The sequence below is a fragment of the Streptomyces sp. ADMS genome (assembly GCF_033441795.1).
Classification (GTDB): domain Bacteria; phylum Actinomycetota; class Actinomycetes; order Streptomycetales; family Streptomycetaceae; genus Streptomyces.
This window is the reverse complement of record NZ_JAVFVX010000278.1, coordinates 1-2,123: the sequence shown is the minus strand read 5'-3', so window position 1 is coordinate 2,123 and position 2,123 is coordinate 1. Positions and strand designations below refer to the sequence as shown.

Genomic DNA, 2,123 nt, shown 5'->3' with positions numbered 1-2,123 from the left:
TCGCCCGCACCCGTCACTGGCTCGACGAACACCCCACCGCACCCCCGACCCCCGACCGCGCCGCTCCACGGAAACGTGAGGACATCAAGGATTGGTTCTACGAGCCCTCGTGGCAGCGGGTCGCGCTGCCGACGGGCGCGGAGGCCGGCTTCTCGGGGCACTGGCTGGTGTTCGCCGACGCCTTGGGGGCGGGCGAGGCGTTGGCCAACCGCCTTCGCTCAGCCGGGGCCGACGTAATCGTGGCCGAGCCGGGCGCACCGCTCGCGCAGGTCTCCCAAGGCCAGGACGTCATCACCCGGCTCCGGGTAGATCCCGCGTCGAGTGCCGATTACGACCTGCTCGTCGGACACCTCCGTGAGCGCACAGGTGATGAGGCGTGGCAGGTCGTGCACTGTTGGGGAATCTCTGACGACCGAACAGTGGACGTGACAGCCGACGAGACCGCGCTGCGACTCGGCTTCGACAGCCTGATCCGCCTGGTCCAGGCGATCGACCGAAGTGCCGTATCGCCGCCTTCACGGATCTGGGTGCTCAACAACGGAATTCACAACGTCACAGGGACCGAGCACCTCTCCCCGGCCAAGGCCACGGTGCTCGGACCCTGCCGGGTCCTGCCGCGCGAGCTGCCCGGTGTGAAGTGCCACAACATCGACCTCGACATCGTGGCGGCTCCGACCCCGCGCCAACTTGACTACATCATGGCCGAGTTGGCCCGCGAGACCGTGCAGGAGACGGAGACCATCGCGCATCGGGGACCGCATCGCTGGGTCCAGCACTACCTTCCGCAGAGCCTGCCCGACCATGATGAGACCCGGTCGCCGCTCCGGGAGGACGGCGTCTACCTCATCACGGGCGGTACGGGCGGCCTTGGCCTGGAGCTCGCGGCTCATCTGACCGCCCGGGGCGCACGGGTCCTGCTCACCTCCCGCACCCCGCTTCCTCCCCCCAACACATGGGACGACCACCTTGCGGACGGGCGGGCCGAGCCCCGCACCAGGGACATCGTGCGCCGCCTGTGCCGTCTGCGGGATGCCGGAGCCCAACTCCTCGTCGCCCAGGCGGACGTGAGCGACCGGAAGCAGATGGCCGACGCGGTCGAGCAGGCCGTGCGGCGATGGGGAGCCGTCCACGGCGTGTTCCACGCCGCCGGCATCGCGGGCGGAGGGCTGATCCAGCTCAAGGACCTGCGGCGGGCCGCCGAGGTCCTGCGCCCCAAGGTGCGCGGCACCCTCGTACTCGAAGACGTTCTGGCGGATCAACACCTCGACTTCACCGTCCTGTTCGGTGCCAACAGCGCGAACGTCGGCCACTTCGGACAGGTCGACTACTGCGCTGCCAACTGCTTCCTGGACGCCTTCGCGCAGGATCGGAGCCGCTCCCGGCGGGTCGTGACCATCGACTGGGGAACGTGGAAGGACGTCGGTATGGCTGTCACCACCGCCCCCTCGGCTGGCATGAGTCAGACCGGTCGGGAAGAGATCGATGAGCGCGGCATGTCGTCCGAGGAAGGGCTGCGGGCACTCGACCGTATCCTGACGCGAGCGACGAACCCGCAGGTCATAGTGTCGCCGGTGGACCTCGCCGATGTGTTCGCCCACGCCTTCCGCCTGGAAGCCACGGAAAGCTCTCCGCTTCCGCAGAGGCTGACGGTCCCGCACGGGGAAACGGCCCTCACGCACCCGGCCGACCCGCCACGCGACGTCCCCGCCGACCAGGCCGCGCGCGTCATCTGCGGAGTCTGGCAGGAACTGCTCGGGGTCGAGCACATCGACACGGAGGACAGCTTCTTCGATCTCGGTGGCAACTCTCTCATCGCGATCCAGGTCGTCAGTGCCCTCAACGAAAGGCTGGGCACACAGCTCATGCTGTCCGATCTGTACGAGGCCCTGACCGCCGAGCGGTTGGCCGAACTCGTCGACAGGTCTGCGCCCGAGGTACCGGCATCGTCGCTCCGGCCGACGGACGAACGCAGGAAGAACATGCAGAAACGGCGTCAGCAGCAGCGGGCAGCAAGGGGGCAGCGATGACGACTGAGCGCGAACTGGACGCGGAGGACGTGTCGGTACCGGCTGGTATCGCGATCGTGGGGATGGCGGGGCGTTTCCCGGGTGCGGGGGATGTGG

The 2,123-nt window shown here is 68.6% G+C and carries 1 protein-coding gene; it reads left to right on the top strand.

The window, feature by feature from the left end; genetic code table 11:
* Window positions 1-2,027 (top strand): beta-ketoacyl reductase (locus RB628_RS40320; RefSeq protein WP_318325616.1); only part of this gene is annotated, 2,027 nt, incomplete at its 5' end.
* Window positions 2,028-2,123 lie beyond the last annotated feature (96 nt).